Raw genomic sequence first — 17,884 nt, forward strand, 5'->3', positions numbered from 1 at the left:
AGGCAGTAGGTGATATGTGCAATTAAGGTATTAATCAGTTATGCGTGAAGTCCAAGCACTTATCTGCGACTTAGAGTCTTCAGACGCTTCAATTAGAAATAGGTCCGCTTTAGAGCTAATGGAGCTTCGGGATGAGCGTGCAATTGAACCACTTTTCTTAGCAATCACAAAAGCTGAGAATATCAACCACAGAGGAACGCTCGTATACGCCTTAAGCGCATTCAACTGTGAAGCTTTTGTAGAAGCTCTTGTAGATATAGTATTGACTGGCAACTTTGAAGTGTCGGTTATGGCATTCTCAATTATTGCGGACTCAATTACATCACTTGATTCTCTAACGCGGTTGCGAGCTCGGCTTCTAAATTTCGACAAAAATATGCTATCAGCGGAGCATCATAACGAGGCTTATCAAGAATTATTGGAACTTGCAGCAGCAGAAACGGTTAGTACGAGCTGTGATGCTTGACAGGCTGTTCGCTTTGTTCTTAGGCGACTAATGCTGCTCCCTTAGTAAGAAGTCAATATATTAGGATAATCAATGAGCGAATCAATTTATCACCCCCCGAGTTCAAGCCCAATAGAATATAACTCACTAGAGCAGGTCGGGAAGCAATTCAAAATTAAGGAGCCAGGGAAGCTTCCAAGTATTTGTGTAGGCTGCGGGACAGAGTCGGATCTTGTAAAAGTGCAGGACAAGCTTCGGTACGTAAACCCGATAATAATACTATGGATACTCCTCAGTCCACTCGCATTAATAATTGCTTACTTTGTCTGTAGAAAAGACGTAAATATAGAATTCGAAAGATGCAGTGCGTGCCAAAAGAAGAAGACTCTTTGGTCAAAAATATCTCTGTTTTCCTGGCTGGGATTTGTTGGGGCCATTATTTTACGATTTCTATTTGAGGGGACGACGGGATTTATTTTTGCAGCCATGATTTTTATATTTCTATTGCTCGCACTATATGCGTCTGCAATGAAAGACCCTGGTTTTTCTATCAAGTCATATAATTCTCCCTATTTTTACCTCAAAGGGTTTAATAAAATGGTTGCTGATAAGATGGGAAAAAGTTAACAAGGCTGCTATAGGTTCACTTACACCTAATTCCGCTTTAGGACGGTAAGTTAGTGAATAAGCGAGATCAAGTACAACAGGAAGCAATCAGAAACCTGGCGAAGCTATCTTCAAATCACGACACGGGCACAGGTGAGCCTTGGGTTGATCCGAGAAAGGAGGGGCGTGAAAGGCGGCGTTTATCCGTCGAGTTGACCTCTCAGCAGGATGATCGCCCAGACGAGTCTGAAGACGGAGGGATAGCTAATTTTGCTATTTTCTTATTGACGTTAATCTTGTGTGTAACAATTTTTGGCTATGGGTTTTACGGAATTATCATGGCATTTCTCGCTAGTTGAACTTAACGAGTGAGGTGGCCAGCGCCCAACACCGCACCCTTAAGTCTTTTTTTATACCCGCGAAATTAAAAATTTAGCCTTGGCGTTAATTGCTTTCACTTTGGGCATAAAAAAGGCCGTCTAGAAGACGGCCTGAGATAGAGCTAGATAACGGATGACAAGGCTTACCAAGCCGCCGCTATGGCCATACTCGGCTGGTTGTGCGGATCATCTGGAAGCAGAATCTCCCCGCCCGATGGCGCATCAAACGCCGCCATGGCGCTGACCAGGGCTTCTACCTTATGCGCCATGCTTGAATCATCCGCCAGAACCGGTTCCGGCCAATCGGACATGGTGAGCGCCGCCATGGTAGCGCCGCCTGTGCCAGGAATCACGTCTCCCCATACGCCAGTGGTATTGCCGGAAGTCAGGACCGCATCGCGGCCGTGGCCGCTTTGGTCATGCACGGTGGTTCCTTCGCCTTCGCGGAAGTCGTACCAGAGGTGCAGCCCGCTTTCGTCACCGGAAATCGTTGCGCTCCAGCTCGACGCTACCGCTTCAGCATCCTTGGCGTAATTCCAGACGCGCAGGTCGCCGAAACTTCCTTCCAGGTCTGCAACCGAGCTGTTCTTCGAAAGAGAGGCTAGAGGCAGATCGACGCCGAGCGCCAGGGTGTCTTTCAGTTCGCCATTTTCATATAAATGGGTTTGATTGCCTTCGCGCACCAGCGTCAGTTGCACCCATTCGCCGATAGGGGCGGCGTAGTTGAACTTATAGTCGCCTTTGCCATAGGCAGTAATGCCCATATTCCCGCCGCCGTTCCATTGCGTCAGGCGTATGGAGGCGCCAGCTGAGTTCAGCAAGATCGACGCGCCGTCTTCATCTGGCGCGCGTTTCACCAGCATCTCCAGCGTCCAATCACCACTCAGATCCGACTCGCCGGTGTTGGCTTGTCGATTGGTGGCTGGCAGCTTGAATTCGTGATTAAGCGGGTCCACTGGAACTGTGGGAGCAGGCGAAACCGTCAAGGCGAATGCATCCTCGGCCATCGCTCCTGCGCTATCCGTGGCTGTCACTCTGATTTCAAGATCGCTTGCGCTACTTGGTTCGCCGCTGAAGGTTTGCGTCGCTGCGTCAAAGCTGAGCCACTCCGGCAATGGCGTTCCATCCGCTAGCGTTGCTGAGTAACTGAGCACATCGCCTTCATCCACATCTGTGAAGCTTCCTGCAGGTACGCCAAAGTTCAGTTCCTCGCCAACTTTCGTCTCGACGTCGATTAATGCTGCGCTGAGGGTAGGGGCGTGGTTGGGTTTCTCACTTGGCGCATCGTTGCCTGTTCCAGGGATGATCTCACCCCATACGCCAGTAGTATTGCTGGCGTCCAGTGTTGCGTGGCGACCGTTACCGCTTTGATCATGAATGACCGTCCCTTCGCCTTCACGGAAGTCGTACCAGAGGTGCAGGCTGTTGTCTTGACCGGGAATTTTATCGTTGACGCCAGTTAAAACCCCTTCAGCATTTTTTGCATAGCTCCATACTCTTATGTCGCCAAGGCTGCCTTCCAGATCACCGACACTACTGTTTTTCGAAAGCGTTGACAGAGGTAGATCGACACCAATTCCAAGCGTGTCTTTCAGCTCGCCATTTTCATACAAATGGGTTTGATTGCCTTCGCGCACCAGCGTCAGTTGCACCCACTCGCCGATAGGGGCGGCGTAGTTGAACTTATAGTCGCCTTTGCCATAGGCAGTAATGCCCATATTGCCGCCGCCGTTCCATTGCGTCAGCCGTATGGAAGCGCCAGCTGAGTTCAACAGGATCGATGCGCCGTCTTCATCGGGCGCGCGTTTCACCAGCATCTCCAGCGTCCAATCACCACTCAGATCCGACTCGCCTATGTTGGCTTGTCGATTGGTGGCTGGCAGTTTGAACTCATGATTGAAGGGATCTTCAACGACTGTCTCTTCTGGCGCAACAAACAAAGCAAAGGTATCAGATGTCGATGCGCCAACGTTGTCTGTCGCTGTCACCTTAATATCGAAGTTGCCAGAGCTAGATGGCGCGCCACTGAAGGTGAGAGTCGCTTCATCAAAGCTGAGCCATTCCGGTAAAGGACTTCCGTTTTCTAGCGTCGCCGTGTAGCGGAGTACATCTCCCGCATCGACGTCGACAAAACTGTTCGTTGGTAGCGTGACGCTTAGGTTGTTTCCGATTCTAGCTTCTATATCGTTCAGAGGCTCATTGATTGATGGTTTATGGTTGAGAGGAATAAAAGCTTCACCACCTTCATCTGTTCCTGGTATGACATCTCCCCAAACCCCCGCTTCCTCGCTGAAGTTCAATAAAGCATCGCGGCCGTTGATGCTTTGATCGTGTACGTCAATCCCTTCGCCTTCTCTGAAGTCGTACCAAAGATAAAGGCCACTTTCACTTCCGTACAAGGGGGCGCTTAAAGTCGTTGCGACTTCAGCTCCTTCCTTGGCGTAGTTCCAGACTCTAATCTCGCCGAAACTTCCTTCCAAGTCCCCTATATTGCTGTTTTTGGAGAGGGTTGAAAGTGGGAGGTCGACGCCGATTTCCAGTGTATCCATCAATATGCCGTTCTCGTACAAATGAGTCTGCTCTCCATCTCTTACGAGCGTTAAGTGAACCCATTCATCAATCGGAGCGGCATAGTTGAAGTTATAGTCACCCTTGCCATAGGCGGTGATCCCCACTTTACCGCCGCTATCAAACTGTGTCAGCCGTATGGAGGCTTTAGGGGAATTGAGCAATATTGAGGCTCCGTCTTCATCGGGAGCACGCTTCACCAGCATTTCCAGCGTCCAAGCGCCGCTTAAATCCGGTTCATTGATATTCGCCTGTCTATTGGTCGCTGGTAAGGTGAACTCATAATTGGGCGGGTCAAGAGGCGTGTCGGATGCCGGCTCTATGGTTAACTGGAATGTATCTTTGGCCGTCGCGCCAGCTTTATCTGTTACCGTCACGGTAATATCGAATTGCCCAGGAAATTTGGAGACTCCGAAGAATGTCCTTGAGACGGGGTCAAACTCCAGCCAGTTGGGTAATGCGTCGCCGTTAGAAAGGCTTGCGTAGTAGGTCAACGTTTCAGTTGGGTCTATGTCCGTAAAGCTTCCAGGTGGAACGCCGAAGACTAAATATGAGTTTGTTTTTGTGACTATGTCAGCTAAAGGCGCATCGTTAATTGGGGCGTGGTTTTCTTCCGTTGGAAGTGGAGTCCAAGCGTTGTCAATGCTTCCGAAAATTGCTGCTCGTTGTGCGTCCGTTAGTTTTGGCATATCCCAAACGTGGTACGGAGACATAGCCTCGATTAGCTCATTAACCCTGTTGCTATCAAGAACGCCATCGTCTGAATAAATTTTAGATAACTTTTGAGTGTGGCTGGAAAACCATTGAGAAATAATTATAGAGTTACCATCATTAGGGCTGCTGATTCTGTTGATAATCAAGTCATCATTGCCTCGGTAAAACCATAAATCTCGTTTCTCTATTCCTTTAATTATCAACGTATCATTATCGCCGCTCTCAATAGCATTAAGCGCAACCGTATCATGTCCATCACCAGCGTGATAAATGTAGACATCATCGCCATCGTCGCCTCTCACGTAATCACTGCCAGGGCCTCCTACAATAATATCATCACCATCTTGACCGTAAATGTCGTCATTTCCAGAGCCTCCATGGAGTTCATCATTGCCTCCTGCCCCGTATAAATTGTCATCGCCTCCCTTTCCATTAATGATTTCTGCGTCATCCGTTCCATAGATAGTTTGTCTGCTGTCATTTCCTATCCTGATTACTTCTAAAAGCTCCTCGCCTTCGAGTTTATAGTCAAGTTTGCTAAAGGCTATGTCGGGTAATATGCTTCCGCTCATTGCATTGTATATTCTAACACCCTGATTTATATCGGATGTATTGTGTCTGGTTCTGATGACAATATCTCTACCATTGTCAGAGAATATAAATACTTCAGATAGGTTTTCAACGTTATCTTCAATTATATGCGTTGGCTCTAGGTGGTTATCTGAGACGGTATCTAAATCACCTGACCATAGCAGTACTTTATAGGTGTCCTCTCCCCAAGATCCAGACATATTGTCATCGCCTCGTCCCCCTTCCAAATAGTCATCACCATCCTCGCCATTTAATACGTCATTACCATTCCCGCCAGTGAGATAGTCATGACCTTTCCCGCCAAAAATATAGTCCTTCCCACTGCCGCCGTTTATCTCGTCATTACCTTCATAACCATATATCTGTGTGTCTTGCGAGTAGTCGGAAAAATCCATTAAGTCATTGTTGAGACTTCCGAAAGTCGTTCCTTCAGCGTTGGGATCGTTATAGGTGACTGGCGCTTCTTTTTCGTTACTGATCGTCAGTTTTAAGTACCTATATAAAACTAATGGCATCGTAATGATGTCAGTTTCCGAACCGTACTGAATATGTACCTCATTCTTTGTCTGAGAGATTTTTAACTGGGATAAAGAGTAGAGGTCGGCGAATTTGATGTAATTAAGACCCGCGTCATTGATATAAGCGCCGCCGTCTCCACGACGAAATACGTAGGTATCCACGCCAGCGCCGCCCGCGAGAAAATCGTCGCCAGCGCCACCATCGAGGATGTCGTCTCCATCGTTACCCAGGATGATGTCGCCATCCTCGCCGCCGATCAGAGTGTCGTTACCGCTGCCGCCATAGAGAAAGTCCGCGCCGCTTCCGCCATCCAGAAGATTGTTGCCGGATACGCCGTAAATGGCGTCGCCGCCGCTTTCTCCATACAGCCTGTCATCACCAGATCCTCCAACGATAAGGTCATTTCCTCCGCCTGCATGGACAGTGTCATTGCCATGGTAGGTGTCGTCCAAGCTGGTGGTTGTGGGTTTGGAAAAGTCGAACCCGTACTCTTTGGTAACGGTGGTTTCATAGTGGCCGTCTGCCCAGATAAAGTCCTGACCAGACCCGCCGATAATGTCATCGCTCCCGCCGCCGCCTACGATCTGCTGCTTGTCCCCATCGCCAGCGTCAATAGTGTCGTCGCCATGAAACTCTCCAGCGAGGTCGTCGTTGTCGCCCCAAATAATATCTTTGTTTGCGCCGCCGTAGATCGTGTCGTTACCGCCATCGCCGTAGAGGATGTTATCTCCGTCTCCGCCATGGATGACATCATCGCCATGAAACTGACCTGCCAGGTCTACGCCGTCCCCTGAAATATCATCGGCGTCCGCACCTCCGTCTAAGGTGTCATTACCGCCATGTCCAACAATAATATCTTTACCTGCACCGCCGTAGATGACGTCATCGCCATGCAGGGTAGGATCTAGGTCAGGAGCGTCTTCCAACACGCCTCGGTCGCCCCATAGGGTGTCGTCGCCAGCGCCGCCGTCAATGACGTCAGAACCAATTTCTCCAAAAATGCGATCATTACCGTCGCCGCCGGATAAGGTGTCGTCATAGTTAACGCCAGTCTCTCTTTCGGTGATGTAATCATCGCGATTGACTTCGGCCTGATTGCTGGATGAAAGGACTTTATATTCATTGCGGCTATCGCCTGCGATGAAGTCATTACCTATGCCGCCAATAATAATATCGCTACCGCTTCCGCCGCTGAGGATGTCATTGCCTGCGCCGCCCAGTATCTCGTCGTCGCCCTCATCTCCTGACACCCAGTCGTCGCCATCGCCTGCGTCAATGTAATCGCTGGAGGAGGCGTCTTCTTTCTCGTAGTTGGGAGATGGGGTTCCCAGGTCGTCATATAGGCGTTGCCCCGAGTTTCCCCAAATCCAGTCATTGCCGTCACCGCCCAGGATATGGTCGCTGCCATGGCCGCCTTCCAGGACGTCTGCGCCAAGGGCTCCGTCCATAAAGTCATCGCCTGCGCGGCCATAGAAAAAGTCGCCGGACTGATAACCGCCATAAAATGCGTCTTGTTTGTCCGTGCCCTCAAAAAAGAAGACATAACCGCTATCGGGCTGGCCTTTTTTCCATTCAAGCAATGGTTTGCCGTTGTGGTCTTTACCGGCGGCGTAATCCCAGAGCCTGGTCGCTGCTTCCGCCCGGAATATGAGGCCGGCCTTGTTGATTTCGGATTGATTGGCGTGATGCTCCCGATCCTTCCAGCGATCACGGATGTAATCTGTATCGGAATCTCCGTTGATGACCGTACCGGTTCCTACTTCGTAAGCCTCAACTGCTGGTGGGGGCGTTTCATCGGCAGGGTCTTTCAACGAAATGCCAAAGTTCAAATCCGGGTCGATGGAATTAAAAAAGCTGATCGTGAGGGAGCCGCCGGAGTCGTCATCCTTCATGGTGATGATCAGCTTGTTGGAATCGGTCAGGACAAACCGGTTGCCGTCCGCGTCTTCGAAGATATTACTGTCAGCCGTCACACGGGTAATTTCGGTGACGATCTTGCCAGGATCGGATGCGTTGGCTTTGAGCAGGATTCGGTTGGCGCCGTTATAGTCGAGCAGGTAGTCTGCGCCATCGCCTTTAGTGTAGACGTAAGTGTCGTCACCCATTCCGCCTTCCAGACGATCATTGCCTGCGCCGCCTTCCAGAGTGTCATGGCCTTCGCCGCCATAAAGCTCGTCGTTGCCGCCTTCGCCCTTCAACGTATCGTCGCCAGCCAAACCAAAGAGCCAGTCGCCGCCAGCGCCGCCTACCAATTCATCGTTGGTCTCTCCGCCTTCGATACTTTCGCCAAACACAACTTCAATCACTTCGTCTGACTTGCCGGGCTCTGACTCCCAAATGCCGCTGAGAGTTTCTTCCATGGCCTTGAGCGTGTCATTCAGCTGCGCCAGGGTTTCATTTCCAGGGAACGCCACTTCCGCGATTTGGAGTGAAGCGGTCAGAGCGCCGTAGTTTTCATAGATTTCGTAAGCTGTGCCAATCCAGGCGAAAGGTCCCCCGAGTAATTTAGCTGCGGCGGAAATAACGCCCTCAATAGCGGCATCTTGGATCAATGATTTAAAGAAGTCTGCCGAAATGCCAAGGTTGGAGTTTTCAACAATGTCTGCAATATCATCAAGAGACAGATCGTTTTCTGTGATTTCGGCTTTTACAATTGCCGACACCGAAAATAGCGTAATTCCTAGCGCTACCTTCCCCACCGCATGGCTGTTTTTATTAATAACCCCCCTGAAACTATTGGTGGAGAAGCCACCAAAGTGGTGAACAACTTTATATCTGCCGGTTTCGGCGTCCAAGACAACCCGCTTGGCGAGCCTGCCTTCGGTTTTTAACCTGTTATCAAACTGAACTGAGTACTCATCGTAGAACAGGTTATCCATGTTCTCCGACACATTTAATTTAGGGTCAATCCTTTTGCTGGGGTCAAGTTCGGGTTGACCGTACTTTGCCAACAGGTCTGGATCGGGGGTTCCTGTTCCGTATCGGTGGTTGTACAAAGGATCATTGGAATTTAGAAAATACTTAATGCCGTCCGCAGTGTCTGAAATAAGCCCCGTGCGAAGATCTTCTTGCAGCAGTGACACATGGTTGAAGGCTTTTCCCGCCAATCCCCTGCGGGCTTCAATAAAATCTGGGTCGGAAACGTCATTATTATATTTCTTTTGAAGCGCAATTACCTGATCACTAAACTCTTTTTGTATGCTCAGAAGCCTGCCTTCTACAAACTTTGAATAAGCGGGGTGGTTTGTGTGCACCGCCGCGAAATTTCCAGGGGTGGACGCATGTTCCAGCGCTATGTCTGCGTTACTTGGCAGAAAAACGCCATTGAAGGGATCGTTCTGATCATACACGAACTCGCCATCGGAGAATGCTTCGATATCTATAAGCATTCTACGAATGTTGTCATTATCCCTGATAATTTCTGACGGTATTAAGTGGTGCGCTTGTGCGTTGCCAGCGGCCCCGTAGGCCGCTTCATTGAATGCCCGCTCTTCCGGGTATTCCTCATAGGCTTTTTTTAACTGTTTCTTAAGCTTGGTTCCGCTACCTGTTAAATCCACATTAGACATGCGCTACTGACTCCCATGTTTTTCCGCTCTTTTCCGTATATTCCTTGATGCCGGTAACCCCGGCGCTTGTTAATGCATTGAAAAGCGTTTCGTTAAAATAAAGCACGTTGTCATTGATACTCTGGCCCCGTGTCATATGCCTCCACATCGGCAATGTCTCAATGTTGCGCCGCAACTCCGGGTTATGTTGTATGGCGGCTATCACTCCCCACTCAAACTCCCCTGTCGCCGGAGTAAAATCCAATCTGTTCAACGGCAAGTCGGATGGTTCGATGGTTACATAGCGCCGCATATTCATGCGGTAGTAGGTTTTATTGGTAATGGGAGCGCCTCGCCCGTCAACCAGATCGGCGGGCCAGAATTGATGACCAAAAGGGTCCACTTCCTCGATAATCGCCTTAACTTTATCCGATACATAGGTAAAGTCCGCCACCCTTATGTCCGGCGCTTCGAAGTCTGGATCTCTTTTGTCGACTTCGATAATCAAATTTATAGCCAAGCGCCACTCGGCCAGAATCGGCGCCTTATAAATCGAACAGTGTTTCCAGTTACGTGGCAGAGGGATTTCTTCAAAGTGTTCATGGTACTCCTGTGGAGAAACCCCCATGTCGGTCCAACAGGGACCGGCGTTGCGGTCATAGCTGTAGGAGGTCGTTCCACTTCCATTCGGTCGGGATAATCGATATATCATATATTTATCCTGGATTATTCTGTCTCAATAATAAAATGTTATCCGACTTAAAACGCACATAGCGATTCTTCGCCCAAACCATACTGGGCGCTATATAAATCCATGCCGGTAATACTTGAGTCGCGAAGCGCGTTAACCAGGGTCTGATTCATATACAAGATACAGCGTGGTTTGAGGTTGAACTTCTCTTCTCCGGCTCGGAAGTGCTGCCAGATGGGCTGCTGCTCCAATTGATCGCGAAGACTGGGCGTATCCAATACGCGACCAATAAAGTCTTCTTCTTCCCTTAATGGAAAGAAATTAAGTTCTTCAGGGTTGGCAATATGTTCAGAAGGCTTGATTGAAAAGAATCGGCGCTGATTGAACCAATAATAATTCTGTTCAGTTTGTATAGGCGCGGATTGAGCGTCTATCCATTGAATGGGAATATATTCATGCTCCATTTCATCTACGGATTCAATGACGGATTTCACTCGCTCTGAAATGAACAAACGGCACTCGGCTCCCCAAATATCCGGCAGGGCTTCGGTTTCTTTTCCTTTGTGAAATCTAAGGCATACACCAGTAGGGCGGCTATCGAATCTTGGTGCTTGATAAAGGCTAACGCCAAGCGTGGTGGGGTTTGTATGCATCAGTTTCATTTTTTCTTCATAGTAGACTGTTCCTACGCCCCATCTCATGGGAGGAAAAATCCCAGGTACTGGGACAGGAAAAGCCTCCAGACGTTCTTGCGTGGCGAGTTTCGATAAAAAGCGATAAATCATGGTGGGTTCCAAACTATTAATATGTGGTTAAACGGACTCCATTTTCATCACCCAGCGGGTTGGGAGTACATCATTAGCCGGAATTTTGCGCATTCTGAACTGCTTGTCCCGCTCGATGCCGATGGTGTTGCCTTCGCTGAACACTGGTCCGTTAGCCAGGATGTAGCCGACCATGCCATACAGGTGCTTGGCGACCTCTGAGGGTTTGCACTGGAAAGGATCGATCTGGATTTCAAATCCGGTTAACGCGTCGAGGCCTTTAGTGATCGCCCCAAACATACTTTTGTCTTTTGAAGACAAAATACGTATTCCAGCCAAGTAAGTTGTGGGCAATCCATACAAGGCGTTGGGGACATCCTTGTTGAAATTCGCCATGGCTTCCCCCGCATCGCGAAGGGCTTGAGCAAACTGCTCATTGTCAGCCAGCACTTCTGAGTTATTCCAGTAGAATGCTAACGGCTTTGCGCGTTGGGCCAGCAGGTCGGCGATTGTCATTACTCGAAGAGCGGAATATATCGCTCGAAGTTGATCGTCGGTTGTATTCAGCGGTGAAATAATCAGGTGCGCTTTATGGTCTTTGATAAGTTGCTCGCCATTCTTTAGGCGATGGCTGGTGCGTAGCGCAACATTGAAAGTGTCAGCTGGAATCGGCTTATCAATGACCATTACCGCAAACGCCATACCTCCCCAGGTAATAACGTAGCCATCTTCGGCATTCTCTGAACCTTGAACCGTTACAGACTGGTTATCCAGCTCTTCCCTAAGGTAAGCCTCCAACTCAGTGACGGAAAGGGTGAAGGGGGAGGCGAGGAGCATCATTTGGATAGCGCCGGGGAAGGCGGGATTTTGGTTTGCGGTTTGGTTGTTCATGATTGACTCGTATTTTCTTTTCCATAAAAAAGAGTAATGCAAGTTCCGTTAGTGTGGGTACAAAACGAAGCCTGCTGACTTATGCATGTTATAACATGATGTAGCGACAGATTTATTCGGTTATAGAGAGCAGTCGTAAGTATTAAGGCGCTAACAGCTCTGCTAGCGGCGGAACTCTTGCACTCTGAATCAGGGGGTATTGCCCAGGATGGTGACGGGAAAAAAGGCTCTGCGGCGGCGGAGATAGGTTGTCTTCATGATTAGTGTGATATTCCCTTAAGGCAGGCGAGAAATAAGGGCGTATTTTACATCTTTCAGGCAGTCCGGCTACTGAAAATTAGGAACAGTTAGGTAACTTTTTATGTGCGCGGCCAAGTGTGAGGGATATGCCCACATAGGCCTGTATCTGTAAGTGTTTTCTTGACCGGAGTGTCCATGTTGCTCCTGCCCACCCATGATAGACACCCTGTTAAGCGAGTAAATCACTCAACAGAGGTGAACTAGGACCAGTCAGAAAACTCCGAACCTTAAACTCCTCCAAAAGAATATTCCGACAATTACAACGCGAAACCCCAGACATCGGCTCATCGACCTGGCGTGAGCCGTGTCCATCGTGACGAGCCTTAGAGCCTGAAAAGATTCTCCAGGAAAGCGGCTACCGGTTGCCTGGCCATAGGCAGGTTGAGCAGGGTGTGGGGCGCATCGGGTATTAATACGACGCTGGCGTTAGCGTGCCCTTTGAAAGCCTCTATACAATTTCCCTTGGCGGACGTATTTCCGAGCCATTCATTGGCGGAAGAGAAGTAAGGGTCGCTGGCGCTGATGACGTTAATGATGGGACGCCCGTCGAGCACAGCGGTGTCGGGAGAAGCCACAAAGTAGTTATTCTCGCAACTCCACGAAAAGATAATTCGTCCTGCGAATGCCTCGCCGCTATAACGGGCTACCGCAACCGATCCTTCACTGGCGCCCGCCAGCGCCAGGCGTTGATTGTCTGCCCAGGGAATCGTTTTCAACGCCTGAACGGCCAGATTGATTTCTGAGCTGCGCAGGGCATGGATTTTCTCGTAGATATCCTTACCGACCGGCGACTTATAAGTCAGTCTATCTGGCAGGGCGAAAGAGTCGGGGGCGAGACTGGCGATTCCCTGGCCAGCCAGCCACTGTTGCCATTGGCCAATAGCTTGCAAACCCAAGCCTGAGGAACCATGCAGGAATACCACCACGGGAACCTTTTTGTCCAAAAGCTTTGGCGCATTTTTTAATAATCCCAGATAGATATCGCCGCCAGTGACGCTGCCAGGCAGCGCTATCTGAGCGTTGCTTATCGCCTTACGGGATGAAGCCGCGTCGTGAGCGCTTGCATGCCCCTTTACTTCTCCCTGTGGTGTTTTGGCTTCCGCCTGCAGGGAAAGGACAGCGTAGGCATATAGCATGGCAAAAAGAAAGCGGGATAGTTTCATGGTGCGGCTCCGATACAAGCTCCAATAGTGACGTCACCACTTTAAAAATCAGCTTGAGTGATGTCTAATGCATTAATTGAGCTGATTAATAATTAAGAGTTATGAATTTATCTCAGCGTCATCTCCAGATGTTCGTTACCACTGCCGCTTATTGTAATGTCTCTCGGGCAAGTGAAATCCTGCACATCAGTCAGCCAGCGTTGACTCGGGCTCTGAAGGAGCTTGAAAGCCAGCTCGGCGTCACCCTGTTTCAGCGCACAACCCGCAGAATTAATCTGACCATGGAAGGTGAAAGGTTTCTGCCGGTCGCCCAGCGGCTTCTCAACGATATGACTGTTGCGATAGATATGGTGCGAGGGGAAGCGACAGGGCAGCAGGGTTCGATTAGTCTGGCGGTGGGGGAGGCATTTGGCTGCACAGTGCTTCCAGCCGTGCTTAAGGTGTTCGCCCAAAGCTATCCAGGGGTGCGTGTCCGGATCATCAATGACAACAGTCAGGGGATTACCCGACGGGTTGATAATAGTGAAGTGGACTTCGGTATCGGCACCCCTGTCGGAAACACGGGAGCATTGTTGTGCACCCCGTTGTTAAGCGCTCCTCTGGGGTTGCTTGCCGATCCCTCCCAGTACAAGCTTGGGACTGACGTGGATGTAAGTGATCTGGCCAGCCTGCCTTTGCTTAAGGAAAGTAACGATACCAGTATTCATCATTTGCTTAGCGTCAATGGCTCGGATGTTGTGGCATGGATGAGTATCGGAATTGAGGTTTCGAGTCTGGCTCAACAGCTGGCATTGGCCCGGTCTGGAGTCGGCGTCGCTGTGCTGTCTGCTTTAGGGGCGTCGCACTATGACGCTGTATCCATGAAGTTCTCCCAACTTAAGCCAGAGATAAACAGGAAAGTCTTCCTCATGCAACGCAGGGACAGAGTGTTATCTCCTTCTTCCCGAGCTTTATTGGCGACGATCTTTGAGCATATGCATTCAGTACCTTTGCATCCATGTGTGTTGGTTTATGATTGTCACTCATCGAAATGATACATCCCAGAATTAAGCACATCCAAGGCTTCAATTGCTTCAGACTTAACCCAATTTTTCTTCTCATTGTCTTCAATTGCCAGCGGTTTAAGGCGGCAGGTCTGATATTCTGTTTCGAGGAGGTGTTTTTCGCCATTCAGATATAAGAGAACTCTGATTACACCAAACCCATAAATGATTTCTACAACATAATGGTTTCTTGTCGTGTCTATTACCCAGGAGTTGAGGTGACAGACGACTCCATAGGACGTTTCATATTCAAAACTTATTCCAGGTGTTGTACCTGCGGAAGTGGCCAAATGAGAGAGGCGTTCTGGCAAATCTTCGTTGAGGTCATTTTGAATTCTTATGCAGTCTGTTGGTGTGAGGTCATATAAGTGGTAAGTCATAGTATTGGGTATGGCGCTTTGATCGGGTTTTAGCAAATCTACCCTAATGACGAGTTGTCACTAGGATTTCCTCTTTGAAGGAGGGGGTTATAGCGTAGGTAATGGTTCCATCGCCAAATTGGCCATAAACCGAGATGGCTGCTTTAGCATGATAAATTATTTCACTAATATACTCTGACTCAGGAAGATGGCCTTCCTTGAAGTTAAATGTGCTGAGAAAATTTCGCCTTTCCAGTATGTAAGCCTTACTGTTAAAGAAAAATAAATAAGATTTTATGCCAGTGTATAGAGGGAAAGGTATACTTATAAGGTAGCTGTTGATTTTTCTGTCAAATACCCAGTTTTGAGGGAATGTATTCGCTTTTTGGGAATAGCTGAACCTTTCTAATACCCACTTGATATCGGAAATATCGTTCAGTACCTTTTCTTGCGCACAATGAGTTGCTTTATCGAGGGTGTAAGTCATTTTATCGATGTCTTTAATGATTCAGCTTCGCCCCACAGTTAAAACAACTTATCGCCCTGGCGCTGACTTTTCGTCCACATTCGTTGCAAACCACGGTCGCTTTGCCGGATGTGGTTTGGGATTTCTTTTCAACTTCCGCCAGTTTGGCTTTTAGTCTGGCGCTGGAGCAGCCGTCTTCTTCCATGATTTCCCACATGGCCTGACAGAGGTGGGATAGTTTTTCCACTTTTTTCTCTAACAGGCGCACGTCTACGGCGATGCCTTCCGCCCTGGTTTTGGCATTGCGCGCTTCGCCATGGGCTCGGGAGATTTTGAAGTTTTGAAAAAGGTCATAGAGGTTCATGGGGAGTTCCAACTGCCTGTCACTACTGTTTTGCTAACGATTATTGGGTCGCGGAGGCGAACAGGTTCGCGGCGTTAGGGAAGTTGTTGAATAAGGCGCCGTTTTTGTTGATGGGATGTTCGTCCATGGGGGTATCCGGATAGTCCTGTTGCTGGGCGATTGTGTTCCCGGCGAGGAGCCGGTTCGCTGATAGGGCGCTATCTTACTCATTATGAGTCTCTAATCCCACTTCCTGTAGGCGTTCTTGTTCTCTCATCCTGCAAAGACTGGCGCAGTAGCGCCCCAGTCTGGGTGAAAAATCACCCAGTGCGGGTCGGCGTCACTCCATTGCTGATTCTGGCTTGGTGAGCTCGAAGAAAGGTGGAGCAATTTATTGGTGACTGACTGGTTCTTGCGGGTCGGAATAGACCCGCTTTTCTTCCCAAATCTTTGCTTGGATTAAACGTGAAACGCGTGTGTCGCCCGGCGCGTTCGGACGTTGCTGATTGTCTGGAAAAGTGGAATGAAGCTTGCTCACGCATAGCTCACCGAAATCAATGATCGTATGCGCAAGAATTCAGCGGATCGAATCTATAACAATGAAGAACCACGTGCGTATCAAATTGCGGCGGCCGGTGGCGGCGCTGGAGGATCTGCCTCATTGGCAGCAGTTGCTGAGCAATCGGCGGCTGGAGCATGAGCGTTTTCTGCCGGACGTTGATCGTATCTTTCATCGGCATCGACTGTCCTTTTTCGCCACACGGGAATATCAGCCCGCCGGGCCGAACTGGTCTGAAGACGAGGTCGCCAGCGGCTTGAACCGCGTCTATCGGTTGGTCCTGTCTCGCGACGGGGATATTCCTCCCGACATGATCGCGGAAATTCGTCTGCTGCCGGAGGTGGAGGAAGCCGCGCCCGGCGATATCGGGCAAATGGAGCTGAATCCACGCAGCGCAGCCATGAGCGCGCGCACTGACCGCGCCTCGCGGGAGGCCATATTCCTGGAAGAGGCGCAGGCGTTCAGCCAGGGCGACAGCGATATTGTGGTGGCGGTATTGGATACCGGCGTTGAGCTGGATCATCCCGAATTGCGCCAGGCTATCCGCGGGGGTTATGACTTCGTCAACATTCTCGACGGCGCCAGTGAGTTTATCGGCGACTATATCGACGCGGACGCCATCGCCGATGACGAAGTCGGCCACGGCACCCATGTGGCGGGCATTATCGTGGGTAAAGGGCAGGGCATGCCGGGCGGTGTGGCGCCCCGTTGCAAACTGATCCCCGTGCGAGTGCTGGCCGCCATGGAAAAACAGGGACGTCGGGTCGGCGCCGGGCTCATCGAAAATATTAACGCTGGCGTTAAATATGCGGTGGATCAAGGCGCGCATGTGATCAACATGTCATTAGGCGTAAGACATGAGGGCGGCGGCCTACCTCACCAGGAAGTTATCGACTACGCTTATCGGAAAGGAGTCACCATCGTGGCGGCGTCCGGCAACGACGGGTTACAGGAAATGTATTACCCCGGCGCATTTGAAACAGTCATCGCTGTCGGCGCAATGGACGCGCAAGGGCAAGTTGCGGACTTTTCCACCTACGGAGACCAGGTCTCCTTTATCGCTCCCGGCGTTGACGTCTACAGCGCTTATCTGGACAACGAATACGCGTTTTCAACCGGCACCTCCCACGCCGCGCCCTTCGTAACCGGCGCCGTGGCGTTGCTGAAATCCTATGCCCGCAAAGCCGGACGCACCCTGTCCGACGGGCAGATCAAACATATCCTCAAGCACACCAGCGACAAAATCGACAATCGCTTCAAACACCGCAAAGCCGGATACGGGAGACTGAATCTGGCGGATGCGATGCGTTATCTCGAGTTCAAGCTTGGCCAAAGGAGAGAACGATATGGCTACCACTGAAGAGAAGAAAGAGTCCTCCGCCCGCTCTGCGGCGGGAACCACCGTCACGGCGTCGTCCGCTCTCGACTTCGGCGACTTGAAGAATGAGTGGAGCAAACTGCTGGAGAAGCAACGGCCGGACGCGGAGAGCAATCTGCTCAAGGTGAATGTCCGCGCCAGCAAGATCGACCCCCTGGCGGAGGCGGCGCTCAGCAAGGTGAAAGAAGCGTATTCCACCAATGAGAACACGCTGCGCAAGCTCATCACCCGCAAGGGCTGGGCGACGGAGCTGGACCGGGTGATCAAACGCATCAACAGCCTGCGCATCAGCGAAAGCAAACGCGTGGTGTTGGCGGCGGTGTATCCGGCGTTGCTGAACAAGTTGCTGAGTTGCAGCGGCGCGGACGAGGAAGTGAAGGACGAAATGGGATTCACCGATTCGGTGTTGTTCGAGTTGGAGCGGGAAGACGGCCCCCTCGACCGATTCGCCCAGGAGGTGGTGAAACTGGTGGGGGCCAAGCACCGCATCAATTTTGCCGAAGACAATGTATTGTGCGACCTGATTGCGCATCAGGTTCGCGCCGGCCTGTAATCA

At 50.2% G+C, this 17,884-nt stretch carries 14 protein-coding genes; 6 read left to right on the plus strand and 8 right to left on the minus strand.

What is annotated here, in order from left to right; genetic code table 11:
* Window positions 1–40: 40 nt before the first annotated feature.
* From EUZ85_RS15405 to EUZ85_RS15415, 3 genes are all read left to right on the plus strand, one after another.
* Complete coding sequence (locus tag EUZ85_RS15405; protein ID WP_127970132.1) at window positions 41–466, plus strand: hypothetical protein; 426 nt, start codon at window positions 41–43, stop codon at window positions 464–466.
* Between the two features lie 72 nt (window positions 467–538).
* Window positions 539–1,072, plus strand: coding sequence for a hypothetical protein (locus tag EUZ85_RS15410; protein ID WP_127970133.1), 534 nt, complete (start codon window positions 539–541; stop codon window positions 1,070–1,072).
* A gap of 53 nt (window positions 1,073–1,125) precedes the next feature.
* Window positions 1,126–1,410, plus strand: a complete 285-nt coding sequence (locus tag EUZ85_RS15415; protein ID WP_127970134.1) for a hypothetical protein — start codon at window positions 1,126–1,128, stop codon at window positions 1,408–1,410.
* A gap of 164 nt (window positions 1,411–1,574) precedes the next feature.
* Here the strand turns inward: EUZ85_RS15415 and EUZ85_RS31920 are convergent, their stop codons facing one another.
* The 5 genes from EUZ85_RS31920 to EUZ85_RS15490 form a co-directional block, all read right to left on the minus strand.
* Window positions 1,575–9,392: a putative Ig domain-containing protein gene (locus EUZ85_RS31920; protein WP_305000042.1), complete on the minus strand. Its 7,818-nt coding sequence runs from the start codon at window positions 9,390–9,392 to the stop codon at window positions 1,575–1,577.
* Window positions 9,385–10,083, minus strand: a complete 699-nt coding sequence (locus tag EUZ85_RS15475; RefSeq protein ID WP_127970135.1) for a hypothetical protein — start codon at window positions 10,081–10,083, stop codon at window positions 9,385–9,387. The genes EUZ85_RS31920 and EUZ85_RS15475 overlap by 8 nt, the downstream gene beginning before the upstream one ends.
* 47 nt (window positions 10,084–10,130) lie before the next feature.
* A complete protein-coding gene (locus EUZ85_RS15480; RefSeq protein WP_127970136.1) occupies window positions 10,131–10,847 on the minus strand; it encodes an imm11 family protein in 717 nt (238 codons plus the stop codon).
* 27 nt (window positions 10,848–10,874) lie between these two features.
* Entirely contained in the window at window positions 10,875–11,717 is an 843-nt protein-coding gene (locus tag EUZ85_RS15485; protein ID WP_127970137.1) for a DUF4261 domain-containing protein, read from the minus strand.
* Window positions 11,718–12,340: 623 nt separating this feature from the next.
* Entirely contained in the window at window positions 12,341–13,180 is an 840-nt protein-coding gene (locus EUZ85_RS15490; protein ID WP_127970138.1) for a dienelactone hydrolase family protein, read from the minus strand.
* A gap of 101 nt (window positions 13,181–13,281) precedes the next feature.
* Here EUZ85_RS15490 and EUZ85_RS15495 point away from each other — a divergent pair, with 101 nt between their 5' ends.
* Window positions 13,282–14,214, plus strand: a complete 933-nt coding sequence (locus EUZ85_RS15495) for a LysR family transcriptional regulator (protein ID WP_127970139.1) — start codon at window positions 13,282–13,284, stop codon at window positions 14,212–14,214.
* Here the strand turns inward: EUZ85_RS15495 and EUZ85_RS15500 are convergent.
* Genes EUZ85_RS15500 through EUZ85_RS15510 form a run of 3 tightly spaced genes read right to left on the minus strand, consistent with a single transcriptional unit; the run spans window position 14,199 to window position 15,412 of the window.
* Window positions 14,199–14,639, minus strand: a complete 441-nt coding sequence (locus tag EUZ85_RS15500) for a hypothetical protein (RefSeq protein ID WP_127970140.1) — start codon at window positions 14,637–14,639, stop codon at window positions 14,199–14,201. The genes EUZ85_RS15495 and EUZ85_RS15500 overlap by 16 nt on opposite strands.
* Window positions 14,640–14,646: 7 nt before the next feature.
* The gene (locus tag EUZ85_RS15505) at window positions 14,647–15,069 is read right to left on the minus strand and encodes a hypothetical protein (RefSeq protein ID WP_127970141.1); all 423 of its coding nucleotides are present in this window, start codon (window positions 15,067–15,069) and stop codon (window positions 14,647–14,649) included.
* A gap of 13 nt (window positions 15,070–15,082) precedes the next feature.
* Complete coding sequence (locus EUZ85_RS15510) at window positions 15,083–15,412, minus strand: zinc ribbon domain-containing protein (protein ID WP_127970142.1); 330 nt, start codon at window positions 15,410–15,412, stop codon at window positions 15,083–15,085.
* Between the two features lie 590 nt (window positions 15,413–16,002).
* On the opposite strand from EUZ85_RS15510, the gene EUZ85_RS15515 reads away from it, so the two are divergent.
* A complete protein-coding gene (locus EUZ85_RS15515; protein ID WP_241567048.1) occupies window positions 16,003–17,310 on the plus strand; it encodes a S8 family serine peptidase in 1,308 nt (435 codons plus the stop codon).
* Window positions 17,297–17,881: a hypothetical protein gene (locus tag EUZ85_RS15520; RefSeq protein ID WP_127970144.1), complete on the plus strand. Its 585-nt coding sequence runs from the start codon at window positions 17,297–17,299 to the stop codon at window positions 17,879–17,881. The genes EUZ85_RS15515 and EUZ85_RS15520 overlap by 14 nt, the downstream gene beginning before the upstream one ends.
* The last annotated feature ends 3 nt before the right edge of the window (window positions 17,882–17,884 follow it).

The sequence above is a fragment of the Hahella sp. KA22 genome (assembly GCF_004135205.1).
In the GTDB taxonomy this organism is placed as follows: Bacteria; Pseudomonadota; Gammaproteobacteria; order Pseudomonadales; family Oleiphilaceae; genus Hahella.

Excerpts from the sequence above, each read along its gene's own strand:
- EUZ85_RS15520 (WP_127970144.1), top strand. The coding sequence starts at position 17,297 with ATGGCTACCACTGAAGAGAAGAAAGAGTCCTCCGCCCGCTCTGCGGCG.
- EUZ85_RS15410 (WP_127970133.1), top strand. The coding sequence starts at position 539 with ATGAGCGAATCAATTTATCACCCCCCGAGTTCAAGCCCAATAGAATAT.
- EUZ85_RS15495 (WP_127970139.1), top strand. The coding sequence starts at position 13,282 with ATGAATTTATCTCAGCGTCATCTCCAGATGTTCGTTACCACTGCCGCT.
- EUZ85_RS15490 (WP_127970138.1), bottom strand. The coding sequence starts at position 13,180 with ATGAAACTATCCCGCTTTCTTTTTGCCATGCTATATGCCTACGCTGTC.
- EUZ85_RS15485 (WP_127970137.1), bottom strand. The coding sequence starts at position 11,717 with ATGAACAACCAAACCGCAAACCAAAATCCCGCCTTCCCCGGCGCTATC.
- EUZ85_RS15405 (WP_127970132.1), top strand. The coding sequence starts at position 41 with ATGCGTGAAGTCCAAGCACTTATCTGCGACTTAGAGTCTTCAGACGCT.
- EUZ85_RS15510 (WP_127970142.1), bottom strand. The coding sequence starts at position 15,412 with ATGAACCTCTATGACCTTTTTCAAAACTTCAAAATCTCCCGAGCCCAT.
- EUZ85_RS15505 (WP_127970141.1), bottom strand. The coding sequence starts at position 15,069 with ATGACTTACACCCTCGATAAAGCAACTCATTGTGCGCAAGAAAAGGTA.
- EUZ85_RS15480 (WP_127970136.1), bottom strand. The coding sequence starts at position 10,847 with ATGATTTATCGCTTTTTATCGAAACTCGCCACGCAAGAACGTCTGGAG.
- EUZ85_RS31920 (WP_305000042.1), bottom strand. The coding sequence starts at position 9,392 with ATGTCTAATGTGGATTTAACAGGTAGCGGAACCAAGCTTAAGAAACAG.
- EUZ85_RS15475 (WP_127970135.1), bottom strand. The coding sequence starts at position 10,083 with ATGATATATCGATTATCCCGACCGAATGGAAGTGGAACGACCTCCTAC.